The 19928-nt window shown below is 60.8% G+C and carries 15 protein-coding genes; 10 read left to right on the forward strand and 5 right to left on the reverse strand.

Going from position 1 to position 19928, the window contains the following annotated elements:
* Window positions 1-97 precede the first annotated feature (97 nt).
* The gene (locus ACQRAX_RS17405) at window positions 98-1003 is read right to left on the reverse strand and encodes a TonB family protein (RefSeq protein ID WP_412040505.1); all 906 of its coding nucleotides are present in this window, start codon (window positions 1001-1003) and stop codon (window positions 98-100) included.
* Window positions 1004-1111: 108 nt separating this feature from the next.
* Window positions 1112-2065 carry a glutathione synthase gene (gene gshB, locus ACQRAX_RS17410; RefSeq protein ID WP_412040506.1) on the reverse strand — a complete coding sequence of 318 codons (954 nt, stop codon included), beginning with the start codon at window positions 2063-2065 and terminating at the stop codon, window positions 1112-1114.
* A 313-nt stretch (window positions 2066-2378) separates the two neighbouring features.
* Here gshB and pilG point away from each other — a divergent pair, with 313 nt between their 5' ends.
* The 7 genes from pilG to trhA are packed head-to-tail and all read left to right on the forward strand — an operon-like array spanning window position 2379 to window position 12280.
* Window positions 2379-2789, forward strand: a complete 411-nt coding sequence (gene pilG, locus ACQRAX_RS17415; protein WP_412040507.1) for a twitching motility response regulator PilG — start codon at window positions 2379-2381, stop codon at window positions 2787-2789.
* A gap of 42 nt (window positions 2790-2831) precedes the next feature.
* On the forward strand, window positions 2832-3197 hold the full coding sequence (pilH, locus tag ACQRAX_RS17420; RefSeq protein ID WP_038615379.1) for a twitching motility response regulator PilH: 366 nt from the start codon (window positions 2832-2834) through the stop codon (window positions 3195-3197).
* A complete protein-coding gene (locus tag ACQRAX_RS17425) occupies window positions 3194-3748 on the forward strand; it encodes a chemotaxis protein CheW (RefSeq protein WP_412040508.1) in 555 nt (184 codons plus the stop codon). The genes pilH and ACQRAX_RS17425 overlap by 4 nt, the downstream gene beginning before the upstream one ends.
* 15 nt (window positions 3749-3763) lie before the next feature.
* Window positions 3764-5809, forward strand: a complete 2046-nt coding sequence (locus tag ACQRAX_RS17430; protein WP_412040509.1) for a methyl-accepting chemotaxis protein — start codon at window positions 3764-3766, stop codon at window positions 5807-5809.
* Between the two features lie 34 nt (window positions 5810-5843).
* The gene (locus ACQRAX_RS17435; RefSeq protein WP_412040510.1) at window positions 5844-11147 is read left to right on the forward strand and encodes an Hpt domain-containing protein; all 5304 of its coding nucleotides are present in this window, start codon (window positions 5844-5846) and stop codon (window positions 11145-11147) included.
* Window positions 11140-11607: a chemotaxis protein CheW gene (locus ACQRAX_RS17440; protein WP_412040511.1), complete on the forward strand. Its 468-nt coding sequence runs from the start codon at window positions 11140-11142 to the stop codon at window positions 11605-11607. The genes ACQRAX_RS17435 and ACQRAX_RS17440 overlap by 8 nt, the downstream gene beginning before the upstream one ends.
* 55 nt (window positions 11608-11662) lie before the next feature.
* Window positions 11663-12280: a PAQR family membrane homeostasis protein TrhA gene (gene trhA, locus ACQRAX_RS17445; RefSeq protein WP_412040512.1), complete on the forward strand. Its 618-nt coding sequence runs from the start codon at window positions 11663-11665 to the stop codon at window positions 12278-12280.
* Here trhA and ACQRAX_RS17450 read toward each other — a convergent pair.
* Together ACQRAX_RS17450 and ACQRAX_RS17455 are read right to left on the reverse strand one after the other, a co-directional pair.
* Window positions 12277-12996: a 16S rRNA (uracil(1498)-N(3))-methyltransferase gene (locus ACQRAX_RS17450; protein ID WP_412040513.1), complete on the reverse strand. Its 720-nt coding sequence runs from the start codon at window positions 12994-12996 to the stop codon at window positions 12277-12279. The genes trhA and ACQRAX_RS17450 overlap by 4 nt on opposite strands.
* Before the next feature lie 64 nt (window positions 12997-13060).
* Window positions 13061-14467, reverse strand: coding sequence for an adenosylmethionine--8-amino-7-oxononanoate transaminase (locus ACQRAX_RS17455; RefSeq protein ID WP_412040514.1), 1407 nt, complete (start codon window positions 14465-14467; stop codon window positions 13061-13063).
* A 190-nt stretch (window positions 14468-14657) separates the two neighbouring features.
* Here ACQRAX_RS17455 and ACQRAX_RS17460 point away from each other — a divergent pair, with 190 nt between their 5' ends.
* The 3 genes from ACQRAX_RS17460 to ACQRAX_RS17470 all read left to right on the forward strand — a co-directional run bounded on the left by ACQRAX_RS17460 (window position 14658) and on the right by ACQRAX_RS17470 (window position 17881).
* Window positions 14658-16487 carry a flavin monoamine oxidase family protein gene (locus ACQRAX_RS17460; RefSeq protein WP_412040515.1) on the forward strand — a complete coding sequence of 610 codons (1830 nt, stop codon included), beginning with the start codon at window positions 14658-14660 and terminating at the stop codon, window positions 16485-16487.
* A 231-nt stretch (window positions 16488-16718) separates the two neighbouring features.
* The gene (locus ACQRAX_RS17465; RefSeq protein WP_412040516.1) at window positions 16719-17270 is read left to right on the forward strand and encodes a cytochrome b; all 552 of its coding nucleotides are present in this window, start codon (window positions 16719-16721) and stop codon (window positions 17268-17270) included.
* Between the two features lie 32 nt (window positions 17271-17302).
* On the forward strand, window positions 17303-17881 hold the full coding sequence (locus ACQRAX_RS17470) for a YceI family protein (protein ID WP_412040517.1): 579 nt from the start codon (window positions 17303-17305) through the stop codon (window positions 17879-17881).
* Between the two features lie 67 nt (window positions 17882-17948).
* On the opposite strand, the gene ACQRAX_RS17475 is transcribed toward ACQRAX_RS17470, so the two are convergent.
* A complete protein-coding gene (locus tag ACQRAX_RS17475) occupies window positions 17949-19853 on the reverse strand; it encodes a DEAD/DEAH box helicase (protein ID WP_412040518.1) in 1905 nt (634 codons plus the stop codon).
* Between the last annotated feature and the right edge of the window lie 75 nt (window positions 19854-19928).

Consider the following 19928-nt stretch of genomic DNA (forward strand, 5'->3'; position numbering starts at 1 on the left):
TGTATGCGGATACTGCTGATCAGGCTGAACGCCATGCTACGCGACGGTACCGAATGGCGGTGACGAATAGCATGGTGGAGACAGTTGCTCCCACAGGTTAATTGCTCGACAAACGGTCGCCGCGCGCAAAGCGCCAGGTGCGGATGATCTCCAGGCGGTCAATGTCCGCCAGATCGCCGGTAAACGGTGCAAATGGCGCCGCCAGGCGGACGATACGCTGAGCGGCCTGGTCGAGCAGCGGCTGGCCGGAAGATTCCAGCACCAGTACTTCATACAGTGAGCCGTCACGATTGATCGAAACCATCAGCCGCAAGCTGCCGTAGATCTGCTGGCGACGGGCTTCATCGGGATAGTTGAGGTTACCGATACGCTCGACCTTCTTGCGCCATTCGTCCTTGTACCAGGCGCCCTTGTCGCGCATGGTCGAGGCGGCATTGAGACGATGAATACGCGGGCGTTTGGCGTACAGCTGCTGCTCTTGCGACAGCTCGGCTTCGAGGCTGGCGATCTGGCTGGACAGCTGCGAGCTGTCGAAGTCCGGCGTCGCGGCCTTGGGTTTGGGCTGTGGCTTGGTTTCCTTCGGTCGAGTTTCGACTTTTTCCGGTTTCGGCGCCTTGGTAGTGACTACGGCTTTAGGCGGCGTCGGTTGTGGCTTCACTTCTGGCTTGGCTGCCGGAGGTGGTGTGACCTTGTTGATCTTGCTGTCCTGGAACGGGGCAATTTCGGTGGTGGTCGGCACCGCTTTCTTGTCCAGGGTGCCGCTGCCTTGTTGATTATCCTGAGCCAGGAAGTCGGCCTTCTGCGGCGCTTTCTCGCTCTTGAAGGTGGCCAGGGTGATTTCCATGGTGCGGCGGATTTCTTCCGGCTTGGCGAAGGAAAAGCCCAGGCCGAGAATCAGCGCCAAGTGCAGCAGGGCGGCCAAAAACAAGGTAAAGCCGAGCCGATCCGCCGGGCGAACGCGGGGCGGGATGAAGTCGGCAGGGATGTCAGCAGGCAGCGTCATCAGGTATCCAGCAGCCACAAGGCCGGGGGGAAACCGGCAGAGCGGGTGTACAGGTCAAAAAACGACCCGCATGATACCCCACTCTGCCGGGTTGCTCCGCGTCGGCGGTCAGCGCGCCTTGAGCTGGCGATCAATGGCATCCATCAACTGCACGCCAATGCGAGTGCCAAAGGCGTTGTCGATTTCACGGATGCAGGTCGGGCTGGTGACGTTGATTTCGGTCAGGTGCTCACCGATTACGTCCAGGCCAACGAACAGCAAGCCCTTCGCGCGCAGGGTCGGGCCGACCTGTTCGGCAATCCAGCGATCGCGGTCGGTCAGTGGGCGGGCTTCGCCACGGCCACCGGCCGCGAGGTTGCCACGGGTTTCGCCGCTGGCCGGGATGCGCGCCAGGCAGTACGGCACCGGCTCGCCATCGATCATCAGGATGCGCTTGTCGCCATCCTTGATCGCGGGCAGGTAAGCCTGCGCCATGATCTGCTGGGCACCCAGGGCGGTCAGGGTTTCGAGAATCACCGACAGGTTCGGGTCGCCGGCTCGGTGGCGGAAGATCGAGGTGCCGCCCATGCCGTCCAGCGGCTTGAGGATCACATCGCCGTGTTCGGCGGCGAACGCGCGAATGATGTCCGGGCGGCGGCTGACCAGGGTCGGCGGAGTGCACTGCGGGAATAGGGTGGCAAACAGCTTCTCGTTGCAGTCGCGCAAGCTCTGCGGGCGGTTGACCACCAGCACGCCAGCGGCTTCGGCCTGTTCTAGCAGGTAGGTGCTGTAGACAAACTCCATGTCGAACGGCGGATCCTTGCGCATCAGGATCACGTCCAGATCGCTCAGGGCGTTGTCTTGTTCAGCTTCCAGCTCGAACCAGTGCTCTGGATCGGCGAACACCTTCAACGGACGCATGCGCGCGCGGGCCTGGCCCTGGCCTTGGTAGAGGTCCTGCTGTTCCATGTAGAACAGCGACCAGCCGCGCTCTTGGGCGGCAAGCAACATGGCTAGCGAGCTGTCCTTCTTATAGGAAATGCGCGCAATGGGGTCCATGACAATCCCGAGGCGAACGCTCATGGGCTATATCCTCTGGCGGCAATGTGCCGCGTTGGCTCTAATGAAAAGTGGCGTCAGGGTGGCGCCCGCGGCGCTGGCGGTCAAGGGAAAAACGCATCCGCAGCGGTAGCGTACCGAGCCATGACGCGGGCCGATGGAATGCACCTCCAGAGTGTGCTAAAAAGGCTTGGCACGTGGCCTGCACGGCCGTCTCCAGCTGCAAGCCGCTAGCTGCAAGCGGCAAGAAAAAGCATGCCGGGTGTCAGTCTGCTTTCTCTTGCCGCTTGAAACTTGTAGCTTGCCGCTCTAAGCGAGCAGCGATGGTAGAGCAATTATGGAACAGCCCGGTGCGGCACTGAAGGTGATGGTGATCGATGACTCGAAAACGATTCGTCGGACCGCCCAAATGTTGCTCAGTGAAGTAGGCTGCGAGGTCATCACTGCCACCGACGGCTTTGATGCCCTGGCCAAGATCGTCGACCAGCATCCGCAGATTATTTTTGTCGATGTGCTTATGCCGCGTCTGGATGGTTATCAGACCTGCGCGCTGATCAAGCACAACAGCGCTTTCAAGGACACGCCGGTGATTCTCCTGTCGTCCCGTGATGGCTTGTTCGACAAGGCCAGGGGCCGAGTGGTCGGCTCCGATCAATTTTTGACCAAGCCATTCAGCAAGGAAGAACTGTTGGACGCAATCAGGGCCCATGTGCCCGGATTCGCCGCAGAAGAACAACACGCACCCTGACGCCGCGCCAAGGCGGCGTCGATTCCTTTGATGGGGAACAGCATGGCCCGAGTTCTGATCGTCGACGATTCGCCGACCGAAATGTACAAACTGACCGGAATGCTCGAGAAGCACGGGCATCAGGTGCTCAAGGCCGAAAACGGCGCCGATGGCGTGGCCCTGGCGCGTCACGAAAAGCCCGACGCGGTGCTGATGGATATCGTCATGCCCGGGGTCAATGGCTTCCAGGCGACTCGCCAGCTCAGCAAGGATCCTGAAACGGCAGCAATTCCGGTGATCATCGTCACCACCAAGGATCAGGAAACCGACAAAGTCTGGGGCAAACGCCAAGGTGCCAGCGACTACTTGACCAAACCGGTGGATGAAGAAACCCTGATCAAGGTGCTCAACGGCGTCCTCAAAGGTTGACCACTCGGCCCATGGGCGAGTCGTTGACAGCCTTTGAACTGCTCCTGGATATCGACCGGCGCTGCCGACTATTGGCAGCCGACTTGCCGCTGCAGGAAACCCGCCTGCAAAGTTGGAGCGGCATCGGCTTTCGCATCGGCGAGCAGTGGTTCGTCGCGCCGATGGGCGAGGTTGCCGAAGTGTTGCACGAGCCGCACCTAAGCCGAATTCCTGGAGTCAAACCCTGGGTCAGTGGCGTGGCCAACCTGCGGGGGCGGCTGCTGCCGGTGATGGATTTGTGCAGCTTCTTTGGCCTGGGCCTGTCGGCACCGCGCAAGCAGCGTCGGGTGCTGGTGCTCGATCATGAGGAGTTATTTGTCGGATTGCTGGTCGATGAGGTGCTGGGCTTGCAGCATTTCCCCCTGCACAGCCTCGAACTGTCGCCGCCAAACCCGTTGCTCAGCGGTGCTGCGCCGTTTGTCCAGGGCCACTTCCAGCGGCAACGCTGCTGGGCCATCTTCAGTCCGCTAGCCTTAGCTCAGGCCCCGGGTTTTCTTGACGTGGCGTTGTAAAGGAATGCCAGATTCGTGACCAAGACCAGTACGCCAACTTCGCCCCAAGGCTCGCGCAGCAGCGCCCGGATCGCGGCGTTGTTCGTCGTGTTGATCCTGTCGATCATTCTGCTGTTCGCCCATTTCGCCTACCTCAACACCCAGGCCAACTACGACAAGCAGTACATCGGGCACGCAGGTGAGTTGCGGGTGCTGTCCCAGCGGATTGCCAAGAACGCCACCGAGGCGGCAGCGGGCAAGGCGCGGGCGTTCCGCTTACTCGGCGAGGCGCGTAACGACTTCGAGCAGCGCTGGGGCTACCTGGAAAAGGGTGATGCAGTCACCGGCCTGCCTGCCGCGCCACCGGCGGTACGCAACGAGATGGAGGCGGTACTGCGCGATTGGGAAGGCCTGCGCAAGAACACCGACACCATTCTGGCCAGTGAGCAGACCGTGCTGTCGTTGCATCAGGTCGCCGCGACTTTGGCCGAGACCGTGCCGCAGCTGCAGGTCGAGTACGAAAAAGTCGTCGAAATCCTGTTACAGAGCGGCGCGCCAGCCAGTCAGGTGGCAGTCGCCCAGCGTCAGTCATTGCTGGCCGAACGCATCCTCGGTTCGGTCAACACCGTGCTGGCGGGTGATGACACGGCAGTGCAAGCGGCAGACGCGTTCGGGCGTGACGCCAGCCGCTTCGGCCAGGTGCTCGAAGGGATGCTGGCGGGCAACTCGACCCTGCAGATCAGCCGCGTTGAGGATCTGGATGCCCGGGCCCGCTTGGCAGACATTGCCGAGCTGTTCCAGTTCGTTGCCGGTTCAGTGGATGAAATCCTCGAAACCTCGCCGGAGTTATTCCGCGTACGCGAGGCGGCCGGGAATATCTTCAACCAGTCGCAGACCCTGCTTGACGAGGCTTCGCGCCTGGCCAACGGTTTTGAGAACCTGGCCAGTGGCCGCACCCTGGATACCGTCGGGGGTTATGTCCTGGGCCTGCTGGCCTTGGCGTCGATTATCCTGATCGGCTTGGTGATGGTCCGAGAGACCCATCGGCAACTGCGTGAAACCGCGCAAATGAACGAACGTAACCAGCAAGCGATCATGCGCTTGCTCGATGAGATCGAAGACCTGGCCGATGGCGATCTGACAGTGATGGTCTCGGTCACCGAGGATTTTACCGGGGCGATTGCCGACTCGATCAATTACTCCATCGATCAACTGCGCGATCTGGTCGCCACCATCAACCTCAGCGCCGAGGAAGTGGCCAGCGCCGTGCAGGATACCCAGAACACTGCGCACCAGTTGGCCAAGGCCTCAGAACATCAGGCAGAACAGATCACCGAAGCCTCGCTGGCTGTCGGTGACATGGCTGAATCCATCGACCGGGTGTCCACTCACGCCTATGAATCGGCGAAGGTTGCCGAACGGTCGGTGGCGATTGCCAACAAGGGCAACGAAGTGGTGCACAACACCATCCACGGCATGGACAACATCCGTGAGCAGATTCAGGACACCGCCAAACGCATCAAGCGCCTTGGTGAGTCGTCTCAGGAGATCGGCGATATCGTCAACCTGATCGATGACATTGCCGACCAGACCAACATCCTTGCCCTCAATGCGGCGATTCAGGCATCGCTGGCCGGTGAAGCGGGGCGTGGTTTCGCGGTGGTCGCCGACGAAGTGCAACGCCTGGCGGAACGTTCATCTTCGGCCACCCGGCAGATCGAGGCGCTGGTGCGCACCATTCAGACCGACACCAACGAAGCGGTGATCTCCATGGAGCAAACCACGGCGGAAGTGGTGCGCGGTGCGCGACTGGCCCAGGATGCCGGCGTCGCCCTGGAAGAAATCGAAGGTGTGTCGCAAACCCTCGCCGAGCTTATCCACAGCATCTCGGATGCCGCCCAGCTGCAGACCTCATCGGCCGGGCAGATCTCACATACCATGGCAGTGATCCAGCAGATCACTGCGCAGACCTCGGCTGGCTCAAGCGCGACTGCCGAAAGCATTGGCGACCTGGCGCGCATGGCCAGCGAGATGCGCCGTTCGGTGTCAGGCTTCACCCTGCCACCGACGCCGCCACGTTGAGTGCTCGCAAGTGATCATGGCAACAGGAGCAGATATGGCTGAGCGGCACGACACGGTAGCCCTGACCTGGGTCAAGGGCGCCATTGCTGATTGCCTGGGCAAGGCGCGTCTGGCGCTGGAGCACTTTTGCGCTGAACCTGGCGATGAAGATGATCTGGTGGGATTTATAGATAACCTGCACCAGGTACGCGGTTGTCTGCTGATGCTCGAACTCAATGGCGCGGCGCTGCTGGCCGAAGAGCTGGAACAGTTGGGCCTGGCGCTCAGGGAAAAGCGCGTCAGCCAGCGCGGTGAAGCCCTGGGGGCTTTGTTTCGCGGCCTTGAACAGTTGCCGCTGTACCTGGACCGGCTGCGTAGCGCCCGACGCGACTTGCCCCTGGTGGTGCTGCCGGTGCTCAACCAGCTGCGCGCAGAGCGCGGCGTCGAGGCGCTGGGCCAAGCCAGCCTGTCAGGCGCGGCACCGGCAGCGGCCGAGGAACTGGCCAACCTCGATTTGTCGCTGGGCTCTTTGCGCGAGCGTCTGCAGGCCGGCTCTGATCGCGATGCTTTGCGTTCGGTGGTGGCGGCGCTGTGTGAAGACCTGATGCGGGTCAAGGAGCGCCTGGACCTGTTTGTGCGCGGCGACCGTCAACGGCTGGACGACCTGCAGCCGCTGCTGTCGCCGCTGCGGCAGATCGCTGACACCCTGGCTGTGCTCAGCTTCGGCCAGCCGCGCCGAGTGATCATCGACCAGGTGCTGGTGTTGCAGAGTCTGGCTCAGGGCCAGCGGGCGCCCGACGATGCGGTATTGATGGATGTTGCCGGGGCGCTACTGTACGTCGAAGCGACCCTGGCGGGGATGGTCGGCCCGCTGGAGCAAAACCCCAACCAGAGCTCGTTGCCCGGCACCGATCTGGCTGAAATCCGCCATTTGGTCCTCGACGAAGCACACACGGTGTTGCAGCAGGTCAAAGACCAGATGGGTGATTGCCTCGAGGCTGGCTGGCAACCACAGCGCCTGTTGGTGCTGCCGGGCTTGTTACAACAGATTCGCGGTGCTCTGGCGATGCTCATGCTGCCCCGAGCGGCGGCTTTGTTTGGCCACTGTGGTGATTATGTTCAGGCGCACATGCTTGGTGCTGCGCCACCCGATGCCGTAGCCCTGGCGCACCTGGCCGATGCGCTGAGCGCGTGTGAGTGCTATCTGCAGTGGCTGGTGGCTGATCCACAGGCTAACCCCAGGCAGTTTCTTGATGTCGCGCAGGCCAGCTTGGCTGCCCTCGGTTATGTACCTGAGCCAGAGCCTGAAGTGCTGGAGGTCAAGAACCCGGTGATCGAAACGCCCGTGGTTGATGACGAACTGCGCGCGGTGTTTCTTGAGGAAGCCGATGAGTTGCTGCCGCAACTGAATCAGCAATGGGCGCGCTGGCAAGCCAATAGCGCCGACCGTGATGCGCTGGTGGAACTGCGCCGCGGCCTGCACACCCTCAAAGGCAGCGGGCGGATGGTCTGGGCGCAAGGCCTGGCCGAACTGGCCTGGGCCGCTGAGCACTTGCTCAATCGTGTGCTTGAGGGGCGCGTGGAAATTTGCGCAGTGCCGTTGGCCAGCCTACAGCAGGCATTGGACCTGATTCCCAGGTTGCTGTTGGCGTTTGCTGATGGCCAGGCGCAGGCCAGCAAGGACGTCGAACAGTTGGCGTTGCGTCTGCACGCGCTGGCGATGAATGATGCACCGCATGAAGCCGATGCCCACGAGGCCATCGATCCGCAATTGCTGGAGATTTTCCGCAACGAGGCCGAGGGGCATCTGGCCAGCCTCGAGCGTTTCCTGGCGGCGGCCGATCAATACTTGCCACAACCGGTCAGTGACAATCTGCAACGTGCCTTTCACACCCTCAAAGGCAGCGCCGCCATGGCCGGGGTCACCCCGATCGCCGAGCTGGCGGGCGCGCTCGATTTGCTGGCGCGCGAATTCAAGGCCCATCAACTGGCCTTCGATCTTGAGGAAATCTATCTGCTGGAAAGCGCTGAGCCGCTGTTGCGCCGTGGTCTGGAACAATTGTCCAAGTCACCGCTGACGCCGATTAAGGGGGCGGCAACGTTGATCGAGGAAATTTACCAGGTTGTCGACGCGCGCCTGCAGGCGCTGTTGCAGGCACCGAGCCAGGGCGGGCGGATCAAGCGCGATCCGCAACTGATCGCCAGCTTTCTGGCCCAGGGCATGGATATTTTGCTCGATGCCGAATCGCTGTTGTTGCGCTGGCAAGAGCACCCTGGAGAACGTCAGGAACTCACCGCACTGCTCGATGAGCTGACGACCCTGGGGCAGAGCGCCCATCTGGCCGACCTGTGGCAGGTGGATGACCTGTGCGAGGCATTGCTGGACCTGTATGGCGCGGTTGAGGAAAGCAGCCTGGCGGTCAGCGCGCGCTTTTTCGAACAAGCGCAACTTGCCCACGAGGCGCTGATCGACATGCTCGATCAAATCGCTGCCGGTCAAGAAGTGGACTCGCGGCCAGAGCGTCTGAAGGCGTTGCGCGAGTTGCTCGACGAAGCGTTGGCACCCAACGCCACTGGCCTGATCAGGCATCAACATGGCCAGGCACAGATTGCCGATTTGAGCGCTGCAACGGCAGCGCTGACGGCAGATCCGGCTGTGGTTGAGCTGTTTCTAGAAGAAGCCAGCGATGTGCTGCAAGGCGCGAACCAGACCCTGGAGCGTTGGTTGAGCGATCCGGACAATGTACCGGCGCTGTCGTCACTGCAACGTGACTTGCAGACTCTCAAGGGTGGGGCACAGATGGCCGCCATTGGCGCGGTCGAAGTGCTGGCGCAGGAACTGGAGCTGATGTACGAAGGTTTGGCCGACCGACGCTTTGCCCCGGCAGTTGAACTGTTCAGCTTGCTCAAGCGCAGCCATGCACGCCTTGCAGAAATACTTGAACAATTGCAGGCGGGCCGCTCGTCCTCAGCTGCCGTGGATTTATTGGCCGCACTGCGTGAGTTCCGCCATAGCGCGCCACCTGCCGTGGCAACCGATAAAGTTGCCGGCCCGGTCGAGGACGCTGGCGACAAGGAGCTGCTGGATATTTTCCTCGAAGAGAGCTTTGATATCGTTGAAAGCTCCGGGGCCGCGTTGCTGCGCTGGCAGGCCGAGCCGCGCAATGGCGTCGAAGTCGAGAACCTGCTGCGCGACCTGCATACCCTCAAGGGGGGCGCACGCATGGTCGAGATCGCAGCGATCGGCGACCTCGCCCATGAGTTGGAATTTCTCTATGAGCTGTTGGCAGCCGGGCAGTTGCAGCCAAGTGCGGCACTGTTCAGCCTGTTGCAGAACTGCCATGACCGCCTGGCGCACATGCTTGATGCGGTACGTTTGCACCAACCGTTGCATGCCGCGACAGCCCTGATCGACTACATTCGCAACTTCAGCAGTGCGGCGCTTGCCGATGCCGCTGCGCACCAAGTGCAACCGGAATTGGCACCGCAGGAGGCGCCGGCGGCCGTGCCGGAGCGCGGTCCGGTGGACATGGTCAAGGTGGCCTCGGACTTGCTCGATGACCTGGGCAACCTGGCCGGCGAACACTCGATCATTCGCGGGCGCATCGAGCAGCAGGTCAATGATGCCCAAGTGGCGCTGAGCGAGATGGAAACCACCCTGGAGCGCATGCGCGATCAATTGCGTCGGCTGGACAGCGAAACCCAGGGGCGGGTCCTCGGACGGCAGGGTGATGGCGATGGCCAGGTTTATGATGACTTCGATCCACTGGAAATGGACCGCCATTCACAGCTGCAGCAGCTATCGCGGGCCTTGTTTGAATCGGCCTCAGACCTGCTGGATCTGAAAGAAACCTTGACCCTGCGCGCCCAGGACGCGCAGAGCCTGTTGCAGCAACAGGGGCGGGTCAACAGTGATTTGCAGGAAGGCCTGATGCGCACGCGTATGGTGCCGTTCGAGCGCTTGGTGCCACGCTTGCAGCGGGTGGTGCGGCAGGTGGCCAGCGAGCTGGGCAAGCAGGTCGAGTTGGTGGTCGGCAATGCCGAAGGCGAAATGGATCGCAGCGTACTGGAACGCATGGTGGCGCCGCTGGAGCACATGCTGCGCAACGCTGTCGACCATGGGCTGGAGTCCCGCGAGGGGCGTCTGGCCGCCGGCAAACCGGAGCAGGGGCTGATTTCCTTGAGCCTGTTGCACGAGGGTGCCGACATTGTCATTGAAATGGTCGATGACGGTGCCGGTGTGCCACTGGAGGCGGTACGCCGCAAAGCGATCAAGCGTGGCTTGCTCGACCCCGACATGGTGCTCAGCGACCATGAGGTCATGCAGTTCATCCTGCAGCCGGGGTTCTCCACCGCGGAGAAAATCACCCAGATATCGGGGCGCGGCCTGGGCATGGACGTGGTTCATGAAGAGGTCAAACAGCTCGGCGGCTCGATGGTGATCGAGTCCAATCCCGGCAAAGGCGCGCGCTTTCTGATTCGCTTGCCGTTCACCGTGTCGGTCAACCGCGCATTGATGGTGCATTACGGCGAAGAACAGTACGCCGTGCCGCTCAACACCATCGAGGGCATTGTGCGGGTCCCGCCAGCCGAACTGGAAGCCTGCTATCAGCTTGATCCGCCGCACTATGAATATGCCGGGAATCGGTATGAACTGCGTTACCTCGGTGAGCTACTGCAAGGTGCGGTTCAGCCGCGGTTGCTGGGCCAGAGCCTGCCGTTGCCGGTACTCTTGGTGCATTCACATGAGCAGCAGTATGCGATCCAGGTCGACAGCCTGGCAGCCAGCCGCGAGATCGTGGTCAAGAGCCTGGGCCCGCAGTTTGCCAGCGTTCAGGGATTGTCCGGAGCGACCTTGCTCGGTGATGGGCGAGTGGTGCTGATCCTGGATTTGCCTGGGCAACTGCGCGGTTGGCAGCAGCGCCACGGGTTCCAGGCTGGCAGCACAGTCCGTAGCCATCAGGTGCAGATTGACAGGGCACCGAAGCGGCCGTTGCTGGTGATGGTGGTCGATGATTCGGTCACGGTGCGCAAGGTGACCGGGCGCCTACTCGAACGTCACGGCATGAACGTGTTGACCGCCAAGGATGGCGTCGATGCCATGGCGTTGTTGCAGGAACACCGTCCGGATGTCCTGCTGTTGGATATCGAGATGCCGCGTATGGACGGCTTTGAGGTAGCCACGCAGATTCGTCACGATCCCGTTTTGAAGGACCTGCCAATCATCATGATCACCTCGCGAACCGGCCAGAAGCACCGCGACCGGGCCATGTCCATTGGCGTCAACGACTACCTGGGCAAACCCTATCAGGAGTCGGTGTTGCTGCAGAGTATTGCGCTTTGGAGCCGTCATGCTTGAACAATCCGTACGTAATGGCCGCCGCAGCAGCCTCACCGGTTTGTTGTTGGCGCTGGCTGACCGCTGTCTGGTCCTGCCCAATGTCGCGGTGGCCGAGCTGATCGGCTACCAACCGGGTACCCCGGCGCCTGAACAGCCACAGTGGATGCTCGGTTGGATCGACTGGCGCAATCAGCGTCTGCCTTTGCTTAGTTTCGAGGCGGCGTGTGGTGGTCAGGTTCAAGTCGGTGATCGGGCTAGGATTGTCGTACTCAACGCCTTGGGTGGCAGTCGTTTGCGCTTTATCGCTGTGTTGGTGCAAGGCATTCCACGCTCCTGCAAGCTCGACAGCCAGCTCAACTACGTTGATGTGCCATTGGCGACGCTGGAGCTGGCGGCGGTACAGGTTGGCGATCAGGTTGCCAGGGTTCCTGATCTTCCGGCGCTGGAGCAGATGCTTGAGGCGGCAGGGCTGGTTTGAAATATTTGCCTGTGTAGGATGGGAAGCCAGTCCGTAGTTTGGAGGACCCTTTCGTATGTATCACGGTGAACGTTTCAATGCCTGGACGCATTTGGTCGGCGCAGTGCTGGCGTGTGTCGGCGTCATTTGGTTGCTGGTCATGGCCAGCCTGCAGGGCGATCCCTGGAAGATCGTCAGCCTGGCCATCTATGGCTTTACCTTGCTCTTGCTCTACAGCATCTCGACCCTCTACCACAGCGTGCGCGGCAAGACCAAAGTGCTGATGCGCAAGCTCGATCACTTATCGATCTATCTGCTTATAGCTGGCAGCTATACGCCCTTTTGTCTGGTCAGTCTGCGTGGCCCTTGGGGCTGGAGCCTGTTCGGCGTGGTTTGGGGGCTGGCCGTGATCGGTATGTTGCAGGAAATCAAGCCACGCAGCGAAGCGCGCATACTGTCGATTGTTATCTATGCGGTGATGGGGTGGATCGTACTGGTTGCGGTCAAGCCGCTGCTGGCCACTCTTGGCGGCGCAGGGTTTGCCTGGCTAGCTGCCGGTGGTGCGTTCTACACCATCGGCATTATCTTCTTTGCCTATGACAGCCGTTTTCGCCATTGGCATGGCATCTGGCATCTGTTTGTCATCGCCGGCAGCCTGCTGCACTTCATTGCCGTGTTCTTCTACGTGCTTTAAAAGTCGCCCCACAGCTGCTGGGCCACGGCCAATGCCACCACTGGTGCGGTTTCGGTACGCAGTACCCGCGGGCCGAGACGCGCGGCATGGAAACCGGCGGCCTTGGCCTGTTCGACTTCGGCCTCGCTCAAGCCACCCTCAGGGCCGATCAGGAACGCCAGGCTGTCTGGCTTTTGGTGACTGAGCAGTGGCTCGGCGACCGGATGCAGTACCAGCTTGAGCTGTTCATCGCAGGCTTTGAGCCAGTCGGCCAACAGCACAGGTGGGTTGATCTGCGGCACGCTGGAACGGCCACATTGCTCACAGGCGCTGATTGCCACTTGGCGCCAGTGCGCCAGGCGTTTGTCGGCGCGCTCATCCTTGAGCCTTACTTCACAGCGTTCGCTGACGATTGGGGTAATGATGTTGGCGCCCAGTTCGGTGGCTTTCTGGATTGCCCAGTCCATCCGCTCGCCGCGTGACAGGCCTTGCCCGAGGTGAACCTTAAGGCCCGAGTCTGCTGGCCCGGCAAAGGTTTCGTTGAGTTGAACGCGCACGGTTTTCTTGCCGACCTCCAGCAACTGGCCAAGGAACTCCTGGCCGCTGCCATCGAACAGCTGCACGGCGTCGCCGACTGCCATGCGCAGTACGCGGCCGATGTAATGGGCCTGGGCCTCCGGCAGGTCGTGCTCGCCGAGGCTCAAGGGGGCGTCAATGAAGAAGCGGGACAGTCTCATCTGCAAACTCTGAAAGTGTATTGGCGGGGCGGGCGCTCATCGCTGGCATTGCCAGCGATGTGTTTTAGCCCGGGTCGCGGAAATCGGGGTGGAAGTTGGCGGGGACCGCCACGCTGACACCGGTGCGGGTAGCAATGTCGATCCCTTCGCTGGCTACTTCAGCGAGGAAGTCGATCTGCTCCGGGGTAATGACATACGGTGGCAAGAAGTACACCACGCTCCCCAATGGACGCAGCAGGGCACCGCGGGTCAGGGCGTGTTCAAAGACCTTCAGGCCGCGACGTTCTTGCCATGGATAGGCCGTTTTGCTGGCTTTGTCCTGAACCATTTCAATGGCCAGGGCCATGCCGGTCTGGCGTACTTCCGCTACGTGCGGGTGGTCGGCCAGGTGCGCGGTGGCGCTGGCCATGCGTTGAGCCAGGGCCTTGTTATTCTCGATGACGTTGTCCTGCTCGAAGATGTCCAGGGTCGCCAGCGCCGCGGCACAGGCCAGCGGGTTGCCGGTGTAGCTGTGCGAATGGAGGAAGGCGCGCAGGGTCGAGTAGTCGTCGTAGAAGGCGTTGTACACCTCGTCGGTGGTCAGGCACGCGGCCAGTGGCAGGTAGCCGCCGGTCAGGGCCTTGGACAGGCAGAGGAAATCGGGGCGGATGCCAGCCTGTTCACAGGCGAACATCGTTCCGGTGCGGCCGAAGCCGACGGCGATTTCATCGTGAATCAGGTGCACGCCATAGCGGTCGCAGGCTTCACGCAGCAGCTTGAGGTACACCGGGTGGTACATGCGCATGCCGCCGGCACCCTGGATCAGCGGCTCGACGATCACCGCTGCGAGGCTGTCGTGATGTTCGGCCAAGGTTTGCTCCATGGCCTGGAACATCGTGCGTGAGTGCTCTTCCCAGCTCACCCCTTCAGGGCGCAGATAGCAATCAGGGCTCGGCACCTTGATGGTGTCGAGCAGCAGTGTTTTGTAGGTTTCGGTGAACAGCGGTACATCCCCCACAGACATCGCCGCGATGGTTTCACCGTGGTAGCTGTTGCTCAGGGTGACGAAGCGCTTCTTCTCTGGCAGACCTTTGTTGAGCCAATAGTGAAAGCTCATTTTAAGCGCCACTTCGATGCACGAAGAGCCATTATCGGCGTAGAAGCACCGAGTCAGCCCTTCAGGCGTGAGCTGTACCAGGCGCTCGGACAGCTCAATCACCGGTTGGTGGCTGAAGCCGGCGAGAATCACATGTTCAAGTTGGTCGACCTGGTCTTTGATGCGCTGGTTGATCCGCGGGTTGGCATGGCCGAAGACGTTGACCCACCAGGAGCTGACCGCGTCGAGATAGCGCTTGCCTTCGAAGTCTTCCAACCACACGCCTTCGCCACGTTTGATCGGGATCAGGGGCAGGTGTTCGTGGTCTTTCATCTGAGTGCAGGGGTGCCACAGGACCTTCAGGTCACGTTCCATCCACTGTTGATTGAGGCCCATTTCTATTCTCCTGGCGACGACTGCGCGGACATGCGGCGCAAGCCTATGCAATGCGTCGGCTGAGGACAACCCGTGACGTGCATTCAGCGCGTTGGCGTCGCTGGTGATGGCGCTTGGCCTGGCGTATCCTTCGGCTATTCTTTCCAGGGGGATCCCCCCTAAATTTCTGCTTGATCCGGAGTTCGCCAAAATGTCTGCTCGGTGGCTGCGCGCCTGTGCGCTCGTAATGATAGGACTGTTCAGCGGCGTCGCGCTGGCCAAAGACAAAACTCCGACGGCAATCGTCATCGGCGGCGGTCTGGCTGGCCTGACAGCGGCGTATGAACTGCAGGGTAAGGGCTGGCAGGTCACCGTGCTGGAGGCCAAATCCGGGATGGGCGGGCGTTCGGGGCTGGCCACCAGCGAATGGATCGGCAACAGCAAGGCCCAGCCGGTCCTCAATCAGTATCTCGACACCTTCAAGATCGAAACCCTGCCAGCACCGGAGTTCGTCCGTACACCGGGTTACCTGATTGATGGCGAGTATTACAGCTCGGCCGACCTGACCACCAAGCAGCCAGCTACTGCCGAGGCGCTCAAGCGCTATGAAAAGACCCTCGACGATTTGGCTCGCTCAATTGACGACCCGCAGAACCCGGCGGCCAACAGCACCTTGTTCGCCCTTGATCAGCTCAATGTGTCCGGTTGGCTGGATAAACTGCAACTGCCGACTACCGCTCGTCAGTTGATCAATCAGCAAATCCGTACGCGCTACGACGAGCCGTCACGTCTGTCGCTGCTCTATTTCGCTCAACAGACGCGTGTTTACCGCGGTGTCAGTGATCGCGACCTGCGCGCCGCACGCCTGCCGGGTGGTAGCCCGGTGTTGGCCCAAGCGTTCGTCAAACAACTGAAAACCATCAAGACCAGCTCGCCGGTCAGCGCCATTATCCAAGAGCGGGACGGCGTCACTGTCAAAGTCGGCAGTGTCGGCTATCAGGCTGATTACGTCGTTCTCGCCGTACCTCTACGCGCCCTGGCGAAGATCCAGATGACCCCGGGCCTGGACACCAAGCATCTGGCCGCACTCAAAGGCACCAACTACGGCTGGCGCGATCAGCTGTTGCTGAAATTCAAGACGCCGGTGTGGGAGAGCCGTGCGCGTATGTCCGGGGAAATCTTCAGCAATACCGGCCTGGGCATGCTGTGGATCGAACCGGCGCTCAAAGGTGGGGCTAACGTTGTCATCAATCTGTCGGGTGACAATGCGCGTCTGCTGCAGGCCTTTGGCGACAAGCAGATGGTCGACCAGGTGTTGATCCGCATGCATGCGTTCTATCCACAGGCTCGTGGTGCCTTCACCGGTTACGAAGTTCGCCGCTACAGTACCGACGCCAACATGGGCGGCGCCTACCTGGCCTATGGCCCAGGTCAGATCAGCAAGTTCTGGCGCCTGTGGGAGCGTCCGGTACAACGTGTCGCCTTCGCTGGCGAGCATACTGATGCCCTCTACCCAGGTACCCTGGAAGGTGCCTTGCGCAGCGGTCAGCGCGCAGCTAGCCAGGTTCAGGACCTGGCGGCCGGAAAGTCCTTTGATCCGGCCAGCGCTGCGCCCATTGCCGCTGCTTCGGCAGTAGCGGCCAGCAAGGGTAACTTCTTCTCCAATCTGTTCGGTGGGGCCTCTGACAAGTCTGCCAAGGCTGCTGAGCCTGCGAAGAAACAAGACAGCAAGCCAGGATTCTTTTCGCGGATGTTTGGCGCTGAAGACCAGCCGGTCGAGAAACCTGCTGCCAAAGCAGGTGACGCGGCTGCGGCGCCTGTAGCGCCAACCGCGCCGGCTGTGGCACCAGTGGCCCAGCAGGAGCCCGTGAAGGCGGCACCTGTCAAAGCGCCGGTCAAGCAGGCTCCGGTGAAAAAGCCAGTGGCCAAAAGCGAGCAGGCGAAGAAGACGGCGCCCAAAACTGCACCGGTCAAGAAAGCAGCCGCTAAGGCTGAACCCATTAAAAAGCCAGTGGCCAATATCCAGGCCAAGGCTCAATAATGCAGTGACCGTATCGCCGTCAACGCCGGCTCCCACAGGTACGCAGTGCATGCAGTACCTGTGGGATCTCCACCCGGTGAGATCCTTCCTTCCCCAGTAGTTAATGTTTCCTTAATAGCGCTGTTTCACACTATCAATCGTTTTTGTCGATATTTCGAAGCAAAATTTTCCGCTTTAATTCGATAGATAAATCGTTAGTCTTGAGCACAGTTCTTACAGGGAAACACGGCAATGCAACTGCGCAATTCAACTTCTCGTTATGGCTTTGTCAGCATCATCCTGCACTGGGGGGTTGCGCTGGTCGTCTTTGGCTTGTTCGGTCTGGGCCTGTGGATGATGGGGCTCGACTATTACAGCCCATGGCGTAAAGACGCGCCTGACCTGCACAAGAGCATCGGTCTGGTGCTGTTGGCTGTCATGCTGCTGCGGGTTGTCTGGCGCTTTATCAGCCCGCCGCCTTCGGCATTGCCCAACCACGGCAAACTGACACGCGCCGCCTCCAAGGCTGGGCACAGTCTGCTTTACTTCGGCCTGTTCGCAGTAATGATCGCCGGTTACCTGATCTCTACTGCCGATGGCGCGGCTATTCCGGTATTTGGCCTTTTCGAAGTGCCTGCGCTGGTCAGCAATTTGCCCGATCAGGCTGATGTAGCCGGTGAAATCCATTTCTACCTGGCCTGGGGCCTGGTGATTTTTGCCGGGTTGCATGCTGTGGCAGCCCTGAAGCACCACTTTATCGACCGTGACGCGACCCTGACACGCATGTTGGGCCGCAAAGCTTGATGTTCAACCTCAACTTCAAAGGATATAGACGCATGTTGAAAAAGACTTTTGCCGCTCTGGCGCTCGGTACCGCACTGCTTTCGGCCGGCCAAGCCATGGCTGCAGACTACAAGATCGACAAGGAAGGCCAGCATGCCTTCGTTGACTGGAAGATCAGCCACCTGGGCTACAGCTTCATTCACGGTACCTTCAAGGATTTCGATGGTTCCTTTAGCTGGGACGCAGCTAAGCCTGAAGCCAGCAAAATCTCTGTCGACCTGAAAACCGCCAGCCTGTGGTCCAACCACGCCGAGCGTGACAAGCACATCGCCAGTAAAGACTTCCTCGACGTTAGTAAGTACCCAGAGGCCAAGTTTGTCTCCACCAGCGTCAAATCGACCGGTGAGAAAACTGCTGACGTAACCGGCGATCTGACCATGCACGGCGTGACCAAACCGGTCACCTTCAAGGCTACCTTCAACGGCGAAGGCAAGGATCCGTGGGGCGGTGAGCGTGCAGGCTTCGACGCTACCACGACTTTGAACCTGAATGACTTCGGCATCAAAGGCCCTGGCCCGAGCTCGCAGACCCTGGTGCTGAATATCTCGATCGAAGGCATCAAGCAGAAGTAACATCGCTGTATGCAGAAATAAAAACGCCGCCCCTAGGGGCGGCGTTTTTGTTTCTGCGACTGCTGAATCAACGGTTACGCGTCAGCAGTGCAGGCTTCTCGCCACGCGGGCGGCTTGGCAATTGTTCAAGCTGCTCGGCAGTCGGGAAGCGGTCGATCTTTGACTCTTTGTGCATGATCTTCGGTTGCGGTTGGCCCTCACGCGGGTTGCGTACAGCCGGCTCGCTCGATGAGTTGTCACTGTTGGGGCGGCGATTGCGACCACCACTACCACCACCGTCACGGCGTTGTTGGCCACCGCCACCATTGCGTGCGCCACCGCGTTTTTCACCCGAGGCCGAGCCGCTAGTGCCGCCGCCGGTGCGCGGACCATTGTTGCGGCCTTGGCCGCCGCTACGTGGTTGGCCACTAGTACCAGCACCAGCACCCGTCTGGGCGGGAGCGCCCGGGCGACGATTGCGGCCCTGGTTGCCCTTGTTCTGGTAAGGGCTGACGTAGTCGGCGCGGTTACCGAAGTTGTCCACTTCGTCATCCAGGAACTCTTCCGGATCACGATTGGCTGGCGCCGATGGGACGCCTGCTTGGGCAGACTGAGGCTGACGTGGCTTTTTATTGTCACGTGGTTTGCGATCCTGGCGGCCACCGGCAGATTTCTCTGCGGTTTTTTCCTTGTCCTTGTCGCGCCCTTTTTCCTTACCCTGATCCTTGCCTTTGTCCTTGCGTCCGCCGTTGCCGGTGTTGCTGCCATCGGCACGCTGGCCACGGCCGCCGCGTGGGTTGTTCTGCGGACGTTCGCGGACCTCAGGCTTCTCGGCTTCGACCTTGGAGGCATCAAAGCCCATCAGGTCGCCATCCGCAATCTTCTGGCGGGTGACGCGCTCGATACTCTTGAGCAGCTTCTCTTCGTCTGGAGCAACCAGCGAGATCGCTTCACCCGAGCGACCAGCACGACCGGTGCGGCCGATACGGTGCACGTAATCTTCTTCGACGTTAGGCAGTTCGAAGTTGACCACGTGAGGCAGCTGGTCGATGTCCAGGCCGCGAGCAGCGATGTCGGTAGCGACCATGATGCGCACAGTGCCGGCCTTGAAGTCGGCCAGGGCCTTGGTACGGGCATTCTGGCTCTTGTTGCCATGGATGGCTGCGGCGGTCAGGCCGTGCTTTTCCAGATACTCGGCCAAGCGGTTGGCGCCATGCTTGGTGCGGGTGAAGACCAGCACCTGTTCCCAGGCGCCCATGGTAATCAGGTGAGCGAGCAGGGCACGCTTGTGGCTGGCCGGCAGGCGATAGACCCGCTGCTCGATACGCTCAACGGTGGTGTTGGGCGGAGTAACCTCGATGCGCTCGGGGTTGTGCAGCAGCTTGTCGGCAAGGTCGGTGATGTCCTTGGAGAAGGTTGCCGAGAACAACAGGTTCTGACGTTTGGCGGGCAACCGCGCGAGGACCTTCTTCACATCGTGGATGAAGCCCATGTCGAGCATGCGGTCGGCTTCGTCCAATACCAGCGTTTCGACGTGGGACAGGTCGACGCTGCCTTGGCCGGCGAGGTCGAGCAGGCGACCCGGGCAGGCCACCAGCACATCAACACCACGGGCCATGGCCTGAACCTGTGGGTTCATGCCTACGCCACCGAAGATGCAGGCGCTGACGAATTTGAGGTCGCGGGCATAGACCTTGAAGCTGTCGTGTACCTGGGCGGCCAGTTCACGCGTTGGGGTCAGTACCAGCACCCGCGGCTGGCGAGGGCCATGACGCTGGGATTTATCGGGATGACCACCTGGAAACAGGCGTTCGAGGATCGGCAGAGCGAAACCGCCAGTTTTACCAGTACCTGTCTGGGCGGCGACCATTAGGTCGCGACCTTGCAACACGGCGGGAATGGCCCGCTGTTGCACCGGAGTGGGCTGGGTATAGCCTGCTGCCTCGATGGCGCTGACTAGAGCCTCGGAGAGACCGAGGGAAGCAAAGGACATGAGCAATCCTGTTCTTAATTAGGGCTAAGCCCGATGGGATAATCTTGCCTGGCGCGACGGGCATCGGGTGATGCT

This window comes from Pseudomonas sp. UM16, from assembly GCF_050312595.1.
Taxonomy (GTDB): Bacteria; Pseudomonadota; Gammaproteobacteria; order Pseudomonadales; family Pseudomonadaceae; genus Aquipseudomonas.

Bases quoted from the DNA above. Each gene is read 5' to 3' on its own strand.
- ACQRAX_RS17405 (WP_412040505.1), bottom strand. From the start codon at position 1,003: ATGACGCTGCCTGCTGACATCCCTGCCGACTTCATCCCGCCCCGCGTT.
- gshB (WP_412040506.1), bottom strand. From the start codon at position 2,065: ATGAGCGTTCGCCTCGGGATTGTCATGGACCCCATTGCGCGCATTTCC.
- pilG (WP_412040507.1), top strand. From the start codon at position 2,379: ATGGAACAGCCCGGTGCGGCACTGAAGGTGATGGTGATCGATGACTCG.
- pilH (WP_038615379.1), top strand. From the start codon at position 2,832: ATGGCCCGAGTTCTGATCGTCGACGATTCGCCGACCGAAATGTACAAA.
- ACQRAX_RS17435 (WP_412040510.1), top strand. From the start codon at position 5,844: ATGGCTGAGCGGCACGACACGGTAGCCCTGACCTGGGTCAAGGGCGCC.
- ACQRAX_RS17440 (WP_412040511.1), top strand. From the start codon at position 11,140: ATGCTTGAACAATCCGTACGTAATGGCCGCCGCAGCAGCCTCACCGGT.
- trhA (WP_412040512.1), top strand. From the start codon at position 11,663: ATGTATCACGGTGAACGTTTCAATGCCTGGACGCATTTGGTCGGCGCA.
- ACQRAX_RS17450 (WP_412040513.1), bottom strand. From the start codon at position 12,996: ATGAGACTGTCCCGCTTCTTCATTGACGCCCCCTTGAGCCTCGGCGAG.
- ACQRAX_RS17455 (WP_412040514.1), bottom strand. From the start codon at position 14,467: ATGGGCCTCAATCAACAGTGGATGGAACGTGACCTGAAGGTCCTGTGG.
- ACQRAX_RS17460 (WP_412040515.1), top strand. From the start codon at position 14,658: ATGTCTGCTCGGTGGCTGCGCGCCTGTGCGCTCGTAATGATAGGACTG.
- ACQRAX_RS17465 (WP_412040516.1), top strand. From the start codon at position 16,719: ATGCAACTGCGCAATTCAACTTCTCGTTATGGCTTTGTCAGCATCATC.
- ACQRAX_RS17470 (WP_412040517.1), top strand. From the start codon at position 17,303: ATGTTGAAAAAGACTTTTGCCGCTCTGGCGCTCGGTACCGCACTGCTT.
- ACQRAX_RS17475 (WP_412040518.1), bottom strand. From the start codon at position 19,853: ATGTCCTTTGCTTCCCTCGGTCTCTCCGAGGCTCTAGTCAGCGCCATC.